Below are 8,591 nucleotides of genomic sequence, written 5' to 3' on the forward strand. Positions count from 1 at the left end.
CGGTGGCGGCCGCAACGTCACGCAGATGCATTACGCCCGCCAAGGCATCGTCACGCCCGAGATGGAATTCATCGCCCTGCGCGAAAACCAGCGCCGCATCGAGCTGGCCGAAGACTGGCGCAGCAAGTACGGACTTGACGCCGAACGCGAGGCACGCCTGCGCGGCAACCCCATGGGCGCCATGATCCCGCGCGAGATCACGCCCGAGTTCGTGCGCGACGAAGTGGCCCGAGGCCGCGCCGTCATCCCCGCCAACATCAACCACACCGAGCTCGAGCCGATGATCATCGGCCGCAACTTCCTGGTCAAAGTCAACGCCAACATCGGCAACAGCGCCGTGACCTCGTCGATCGAAGAGGAAGTCGAAAAGCTCGTTTGGTCGATCCGCTGGGGCGCCGACACGGTGATGGACCTGTCCACCGGCAAGCACATCCACACCACGCGCGACTGGATCGTGCGCAACAGCCCCGTTCCCATCGGCACCGTGCCCATTTACCAGGCATTGGAAAAAGTGGGCGGTGTGGCCGAAGACCTCACCTGGGCCATCTTCCGCGACACGCTGATCGAGCAGGCCGAGCAAGGGGTGGACTACTTCACCATCCACGCAGGCCTGCGCCTGCCCTTCATCCACCTGACGGCCAACCGGCGCACGGGCATCGTCTCGCGTGGTGGCTCGATCCTGGCCAAGTGGTGCATCGCGCACCACAAAGAGAACTTCCTGTACACGCACTTCGAAGACATCTGCGAGATCATGAAGGCCTACGACGTGACCTTCTCGCTGGGTGACGGCCTGCGCCCTGGTTGCTTGAGCGATGCCAACGACGAGGCCCAGTTCGCCGAGCTGCGCACGCTGGGCGAGCTCACGCAGATCGCGTGGAAGCACGACGTGCAGACGATCATCGAAGGTCCAGGCCACGTGCCCATGCACCTGATCCAGGCCAACATGGACGAGCAGCTCAAGCACTGCCACGAGGCGCCCTTCTACACGCTGGGCCCGCTGACCATCGACATCGCACCAGGCTACGACCACATCGCCTCGGCGATCGGTGCGGCCATGATCGGCTGGATGGGCACGGCCATGCTCTGCTACGTGACGCCCAAGGAACACCTGGGTCTGCCCAACCGAGACGACGTCAAGCAAGGCCTCATTGCCTACAAGATCGCGGCGCACGCGGCCGACGTGGCCAAGGGACACCCGGCGGCGCGCGCTCGCGACGACGCACTCTCTCAAGCGCGTTTCGACTTCCGCTGGCAGGACCAATTCAACCTCGGGCTCGACCCCGAAACCGCGCGCGACTTTCACGACGAGACGCTGCCCAAGGACGCGGCCAAGGTGGCGCACTTCTGCTCGATGTGCGGGCCGAAGTTCTGCTCGATGAAGATCACGCAGGAGGTGCGGGAGTTCGCCGCAGCACAGGGCGTTGGCGACGGCGAAGCCATTGCCCGTGGCATGGCGACCAAGTCCGAAGAGTTCAAGCAGGTCGGCGGCGAGCTCTACATCCCGATCAAGGCCGAATCCGTGGTGACATCGAACCAGGGCTGAGCCATGCCGCTGCCACCTTCTGCGCCCCACGGATCACCCACGGCCCCACGCCAGCGCGCATCAAGCTCGACGAGGCAGGCCGCTGCGCCGCTGCGCGTGGGCATCGCCGGTGCGGGCCTGCTCGGCCGGCTGGTGGCCTGGGCGCTGGCGCGTCAGGGGCACCAGGTCAGCGTGTTCGACCCGGCACCGCAGGCCATGCCCGCGCACGACGGCCATGGCGCGGCGGGCTTCACCGCAGCCGGCATGCTCAGCCCCCTGGCCGAGCTCGACACCGCGGAGCCCGACGTGGCCCACCGGGGCTGGCAAAGCATCGCGCACTGGCAGGCCATCGTGGCCGAACTGGGCACGCGGCTGGGTCGCCCTCCTGACTTCTCGCAAGGCGGCAGCCTGATGGTGGCGCACGGCCCCGACCTGGGCGCTGCGCGTCGCGTGCTGCAGCGGCTGGAGCAGGTCGATGCGACCTTCGCTTCGGCGCACCGGCCGCAGCCACTCACGCCGCCAGGCCTGCAGCAGCTTGAACCCGATCTGCATGGCAGCAGCGGACCGTTGCACGCCTGGTGGCTGCCCGGCGAGGCCCACATCGACACCGTGGCCACCCTGCAGGCCCTGCACGACGATGCCCAGGGCGTGCGCTGGCACTGGGCCCAGCCCGTGCAGGACGTGGCACCTGGCCAACTCTGGCTGGGCAACCCGGAGCAGACACAACCACTTAGCTTCGACCTGGTCTGCGACCTGCGCGGCACCGGTGCGCGCCCCGCCATGCCCGTGCGCGGCGTGCGGGGCGAGGTGGTGTGGTTGCACGCCCCTGGCCTGCGCCTGCAACGCCCGGTGCGCCTGCTGCACCCGCGTCACCGCGTCTACATCGTGCCCCGGCCCGGTGAGCGCGTGCTGGTGGGTGCCAGCGAAATCGAGAGCGAAGACCGCTCGCCGATGTCGCTGCGCAGCGCGGTCGAACTGATGGCGGCAGCGCACAGCATCCTGCCCGCGCTGGCCGAGGCCCGCATCCTCCGGCTCGACACCAACCTGCGCCCGGCCCTGCCCGACCACCGCCCGCAGGTGCACCACGAAAAGGGCCTGCTGCGCATCAACGGCCTGTACCGCCACGGCTGGCTGCTGGCGCCCGCGCTGGTCGATGACGCACTGCGTGCGCTGGGCCTGGGGGCGCTGCCCACAGCCGACAGCCCGCCGCTTCACACCACCGGCGTCGTCCCGGACATCGACATCAGCCAAGCCGCCTGAGACCCACCGATGAGCCCCGCCACACTCACCATCCACACCGATCGCGGCCCGCTGAGCCTGCCTGTGGGCAGCACGCTCGCCGACGCAGTTGATCTGCTGCTGCAAGGCAGCTCGCGCGAAGCCAACGCCATCGCCACCGCCCTCAACGGCGAGTTCGTGGCCCGTGCTGCCCGCGCCGATCACGCCTTGCACGACGGCGACACCGTGCTGTGCTTCTCGCCCATCACCGGAGGCTGAACCCATGACCACGCCGAGTTCGACCCAAGCCCCCCCCACCGCCGCGGCCACCGCACCCAACGACACCTGGCAAATCGGCCACACCGAGCTGAGCAGCCGCTTCCTGCTGGGCACCGCCGGCTACCCCTCACCCGAGGTCCTGCGCGCCGCCATCGAGGCCTCGGGCAGCCAGGTGCTCACGCTGGGCCTCAAGCGCACGCTGGGCACCACGGGCCAGGACAACGGCTTCGTGCAGATCATCCGGGACACCGCCCGGGTGCAGGGCGCGCACCTGCTGCCCAACACCGCCGGCTGCCGCAGCGCGCGGGAAGCCATCACCCTGGCCCACATGGCGCGCGAGCTGCTCGGCACACACTGGCTCAAGCTCGAAGTGGTGGGCGACGAGCAAACCCTGCAGCCCGACCCCTTCGAGTTGCTCGAAGCCGCCCGTCAGTTGGTCAAAGACGGCTTCGAGGTGCTGCCCTACTGCACCGATGACCTCGTCAGCGCCCAAAGGCTGGTGGACGCAGGTTGCCGCATCCTCATGCCCTGGGCAGCACCCATCGGCTCCGGGCTGGGCCTGCTCAACCCCTGGGCCCTGCGCACCCTGCGCGCCCGACTGCCCGACATCACGCTCATCGTCGATGCCGGCCTGGGCGCACCATCGCAAGCCGCTGCCGCCATGGAGCTGGGCTTCGATGCCGTGCTGCTGAACTCGGCGGTCTCCCAATCGCGCGACCCGGTGGGCATGGCGCGCGCCTTCCGCGACGCCGTGCAAGGCGGACGCCAGGGCTGGCGTGCCGGCCTGATGCCCACCAGCGACGTCGCCATCGCCACCACCCCCGTGGGCGGTCAACCCTTCGTGCTGCTTTGATCCCACCGTGATGCCCACCCTCGCCCAAGCTGCCACGAACCCACCCCCCATCGTCTGGGCCATCGCCGGGCTGGACACCGCCGGTGGCGCCGGCCTGAGCGCCGACCAGCGTGCGGCCGACGCCTTGGGCGTGCACCTGTGCCCCGTCGCCGCCTGCCTGACCGCGCAGCACTCGCAAGGCGTCGAGGCCATCTTCCCGGTGGACGCGGCCCAACTCGAAGCGCAACTGCAAGCCCTGGCGCCAGACCTCCGACCGCGCGCCATCAAGACCGGCCTGCTCGGCAGCGTGGCCGCCATCGAAACCGTGGCCCGATGGGTGGACCGCCTGCGCGCCGACGCCCCCGCCAACACCGACCCACACCAGCACCTCGCCTTGGTGGTCGACCCGGTGCTGCGCGCCAGCGCGGGTGGCGCCGCCTTCACCGATGCCGCCATCGTCCAGGCCTACCGCGAGTGGCTGTTGCCCCGGGCCACCGTGCTCACGCCCAACCGCGCAGAAGCCCTGGCCCTGCTTGGGCCACACGCCCACGAGGCCCGCACCACGCCACCTGGCGAAGCGATGGACGCGATCCCCGACATCGCCACCGCCCTGCAAGCCCTCGGGCCACGCTGCGTCCTGGTCACAGGTGGTGACGCCGCCGAGGCAGGCCCCAGCATCGAAACCCGATTCAGCCTCGACTGGCTGCAAAGTCCGCAGGCCCAAGGCTGGTTGTGCGCACCACGCGTGGACACCCCGCACCACCACGGCACCGGCTGCACCCTGGCCAGCGCCATCGGCGCCTGCCTGGCTTGGGGCCATGGCAGCGCCGACGCCTGCGTGCTCGGCCGCATGGTCGTTCACCACGCCCTGATGCACGCCCACCCCGCTGGCAGCGGGCGAGGCCCGGTGGTCGCCGCCGCCGGGGCGCTGGCCGGGGCATCCCAGGGTGGCGCCCCCCTGCCCTGGCTTGGGTTGGGTCGCGAGCTGCCATGGCGCCTGATGCCGAGCCAGCACCCGACGGTCAAGACCACCGCACCACCAGCTCACAGCGGCATCGGCGGCCTCATCGGCAACGCCCGCTTCGAAGCCTTCCACCCACCGGCCGATCGCCTCTACGGCATCTTGCCCGATGGCCCATCGCTGTCGGCGTCGGTGGAGGCTGGCTTGCGCTGCGTCCAACTGCGCCACAAACCACAGCAAGGTGCCGACGTCGCGCTGGCGACCAGCCTGCAAGCTGCCGCCCGCCACGGTGCCACGCTTTTCGTCAACGACCACTGGCGACTGGCCCTGGCCGTCCCCCGCCCCACACCGGGCAACGAACTCGGCAACGACGAGCTCACCCAGGACTCGGCTCGCGGCCACCCCCGCTTTCAACTGGGCATCCACCTGGGCCAGGAAGACCTGCTGGCCCTCTCGGCCGACGACCGCGCAACACTGCGCGAACGCCGCCACGACACCCTGCTGGGCCTGAGCTCGCACTGCCCCTGGGAGCTGGCCCGTGCGCTCGGCTGCGGCCCCAGCTACGTGGCCTGTGGCCCGGTGCAAGCGACCACCACCAAGGACATGCCATGGCTGCCCCAAGGCGAGCAAAACCTGCGCTGGTGGGTGGCCCAATCGGACGTGCCGGTCGTGGCCATTGGCGGCCTGCTGGGTGCGGACGACCTGAGGCGCTTCGCGGCCTGCGGGCCCGCGGCCTTGTGCGTGGTGCGGGCCCTGAACACGCCACCGGGTGAGCTGCCAGCCAGGCTGTCCAGCCTGCGCCAGGCCGCGCGCCAGCCGACGGTGCGTTCGGCCACGCCCTTGCCACACCCCTGCCTTCCTGCCTGATCACGCCCCCGCACGTGCGGCACATCACGCGACATCCGGTTTTCCCTGATGACGGACAGGCGCGGAAAGCGCACGCTGCCGCGATGACCCTGAACACGAGCCAGCCCACCCAGAGGACGCCGCTGCTGTGGCAGGTCGTGCCGGTCGGGGCGTTCGCGCTGATCGGGATGTTGGCCATCTCCAGCATGTACCTGCTGGGAGCCATCCGAGCCTACGTCCAGGGCGAGAGCCTCTGGTCCAAAGCCCACACCACCGCTGTCGCGCAGTTGCAGGCACACGTTGCCACCGGCGACCCGGCTGACCTGCAGGGCTTTGAATCTGCGCTGACCGTCCAGGCCGGTGACCAGCGAGCCCGAGAAGCGCTCAACACCCGGCCGGTGCGGTGGCAGGTGGCCCGCCAAGGCTTCACCGCCGGCGGCCTGGACGAGGGCGACATCACCGCGATGATGGTGCTCTATCACCTGTTCAGCGACACCTGGCTGTTCCAGCCCTCGCTGCGCGCCTGGAACCAGGGCGACACCCTGATTGCCGAGTTGCGGCTGCTGGCCGAGCGCAGCAAGCGCCTGACGATCGAGCAGCGAAATGGCCCTGCAGGCCAGGCCCTGTCACGCGAGGTCGCAAGCGTGGACCGGCAACTGCTCGTTGAAGAACGCACCTTCCTGGCCCACCTCACGCGGGCGGCACACGCCACCGAGTGGCTGCTGCAGGTCCTGGTGTTCGGCGCCGTGCTGCTGATCTCGGTGACCTACGTGCTGACTTACCGCCGCGTGCACGCCCGCCAGCTCAGCCAGGGCCTGCAGCTGCGACGCGAGCAGCAGCGCTGGGACATGGCCGTGGCTTTCGCCGGCCTGGGCCGCTTCGACCTGGACATCGGAGCGCAGCGGTATCACCTCGACGCCAAGGCCGCTCAGTTGCTGGGCTGGGGCAGCGAAGCGATCATCCTCACCCGGGAAGAAATCCGCACGCACATTCACCCGGACGACCAGGATGATGCGCGGGCACAAATGGACCAGGCCATCGCCCAAGGTGTCTTTCGCCTCGTGCGCTACCGGATCACCTCACCTGATGGCGATGTGCGCAGCATCGAAGTGGCCGGCCGCATGGACCGCGACGAGCGCCAAGGCGCGCACATCCTGGGCATCGTGCGCGACGTCACCGTCGAGCAGATGCAGGCGCAAGTCACCATCCAGCGTGACACGGCCCAGCGCACCGCTGCGGCACAGCGCAGCTTCCTGTCGCGCCTGAGCCATGAGCTGCGCACCCCGCTCAACGCCATCCTGGGCTTCGCCCAACTGCTGGACATGGACCATGGCGGCAAGCCCTTGTCACCCACCCAGCATCAGCAGGTGGGCTGGATCCTGCAGTCGGGCCAGCAATTGCTCGGGTTGGTCGACGAGGTGCTCGACCTCAGCAAGATCGAATCCGGCCAGGTGCCGCTGCACCCGCAAGAGGTCGATGTCTCGCCGCTGCTGAGGGCTTGCCTGCCCACCGTCGAGTCGATGCGCGAGCGCCAGCACCTGAGCCTGCGAGATGAACTACCGGCCCAGGCGCTGCAGGCCTGGGCCGACCCCCAACGCCTGCAACAGGTCTTCATCAACCTGCTGAGCAACGCCTGCAAATACAACCGCCCGGGTGGGGCCATCCAGGTTCGCGCCACCGAGGACGCCGACCACCTGTTCATCGAGGTGGCCGACACCGGCCATGGCCTGAGCAGCGAAGACATCCCCCACCTGTTTCAGCCCTTCAACCGCGTGGGCCGCTTCACGAAAGACATCGAAGGCAGCGGGCTGGGCCTGTACATCGCCAGGCAGCTGATGACGCGCATGGGCGGAGACATCACCGCACAGGGCCTGCCGGGCGTGGGGTCGTGCTTCACCATCCAGCTGCGCAAGCACGCGCCTCGTCAAGCGGCCGAGCACCCGTCGGAACCGGTCGTGGCGGCGTCAACCCTGGCCTGACCTCGGCCCACCGGGCAACACGTCGCGGGCCATGCGGGGCCCACGCAGCACACCCAGCACGGCGACCAGGGCCACGTGCGTCGCCACCACCACCATGAGGGTCGTGCCCAGCCAGCGGTGCAGCGCCACTGGCTCCTGCGCCACGTCGACCAGCCGCCCCAGCGCCCAGCCCGTCACGAAGCACCCCGGCACCAGCAGCACGATGCCGCAAACCACCAGGGCCGAGCCCGCAATGGTCCAGGTGGGCGCGCGCAAAACACCGTCGTGCCCGGAACGCAGACGCCGTGCCGCACGCCGGAACGTGTGCCACCAACGCAAGAGCGATGCCCGAGGCCGCGCCAGCGACCACGCGATGCGCGCAAGCAAGGCCCCCGCCAAAGCATGTCCGCAGGCGATGTGCCAAGTCCTCAGCCCTTCCCACTCAGCGCTCAGCCAGGCGCCCAGGAAGGCGATCGCCAGCGTTGCGTGCAGCAAGCGTGTGACCGCGCCACCTTCGCCCACCCTCGTTCCGTGTCGTGTTGCCATGCCGCCTCCCCTGGCCTGCCATGGGACGCCGCAACGGCACGCCGGCAAGCTCGATGGGGCATGATGCCCCGCCAGGCTGAAGCCGGGCTGAAGGGCTGCGAGTCACGCCGGCAGGCGAGGTCGGCTCAAAGCCCTTCTTCCGACAGCCACTGGCGCAAAGTTCGCACCATGTCGCGGTCGTTGTGCAGCCATGCATTGTGGCGGTAGTCGTTGTAGTAGGCCTCCTCGTCCGTTTGGGGGGACAAGGCCTCGTAAACGAAGCGCAGCACCATCTGGCCGGCGCGCGGCTCTTCGATGGCCATGGTCAGCCGGATGGGCGCCGTGTCACCGTGGGCCTCGGGGGTGAAAACCATCTTTTGCCCGGTCTCCGTGCGCACCTCGTCGTGCATCACGTGGGCGCCGAAATGCACGGTGCGCCGGAACACGCCC

8 protein-coding genes are annotated in these 8,591 nt (G+C 69.4%); 6 read left to right on the forward strand and 2 right to left on the reverse strand.

Going from position 1 to position 8,591, the window contains the following annotated elements; all coding sequences use genetic code 11:
* From thiC to B2W70_RS02045, 6 genes are all read left to right on the forward strand, one after another.
* On the forward strand, positions 1 to 1,543 hold a 1,543-nt coding region (gene thiC, locus B2W70_RS02020; protein ID WP_286742305.1), incomplete at its 5' end, for a phosphomethylpyrimidine synthase ThiC.
* A gap of 3 nt (positions 1,544 to 1,546) precedes the next feature.
* Positions 1,547 to 2,782, forward strand: coding sequence for an FAD-dependent oxidoreductase (locus B2W70_RS02025; RefSeq protein WP_349677425.1), 1,236 nt, complete (start codon positions 1,547 to 1,549; stop codon positions 2,780 to 2,782).
* Between the two features lie 9 nt (positions 2,783 to 2,791).
* A complete protein-coding gene (gene thiS, locus B2W70_RS02030; protein ID WP_286742307.1) occupies positions 2,792 to 3,019 on the forward strand; it encodes a sulfur carrier protein ThiS in 228 nt (75 codons plus the stop codon).
* A gap of 4 nt (positions 3,020 to 3,023) precedes the next feature.
* Positions 3,024 to 3,872 (forward strand): thiazole synthase, encoded by an 849-nt coding sequence (locus tag B2W70_RS02035; RefSeq protein ID WP_286742309.1) that lies wholly within the window; start codon positions 3,024 to 3,026, stop codon positions 3,870 to 3,872.
* Between the two features lie 10 nt (positions 3,873 to 3,882).
* Positions 3,883 to 5,679, forward strand: coding sequence for a bifunctional hydroxymethylpyrimidine kinase/phosphomethylpyrimidine kinase (locus tag B2W70_RS02040; RefSeq protein ID WP_286742311.1), 1,797 nt, complete (start codon positions 3,883 to 3,885; stop codon positions 5,677 to 5,679).
* 83 nt (positions 5,680 to 5,762) lie between these two features.
* Positions 5,763 to 7,637, forward strand: coding sequence for a sensor histidine kinase (locus B2W70_RS02045; protein ID WP_286742313.1), 1,875 nt, complete (start codon positions 5,763 to 5,765; stop codon positions 7,635 to 7,637).
* Here B2W70_RS02045 and B2W70_RS02050 read toward each other — a convergent pair.
* Positions 7,623 to 8,162 carry a cytochrome b/b6 domain-containing protein gene (locus B2W70_RS02050; RefSeq protein WP_286742316.1) on the reverse strand — a complete coding sequence of 180 codons (540 nt, stop codon included), beginning with the start codon at positions 8,160 to 8,162 and terminating at the stop codon, positions 7,623 to 7,625. The two genes, B2W70_RS02045 and B2W70_RS02050, sit on opposite strands and share 15 nt — an antisense overlap.
* A 125-nt stretch (positions 8,163 to 8,287) precedes the next feature.
* A partial coding sequence (locus B2W70_RS02055) for an AtaL-like protein (protein WP_286742318.1) occupies positions 8,288 to 8,591 on the reverse strand: 304 nt, incomplete at its 5' end.

It is taken from the genome of Aquabacterium sp. UBA2148, assembly GCF_002328915.1.
Lineage (GTDB): Bacteria > Pseudomonadota > Gammaproteobacteria > Burkholderiales > Burkholderiaceae_C > Aquabacterium > Aquabacterium parvum.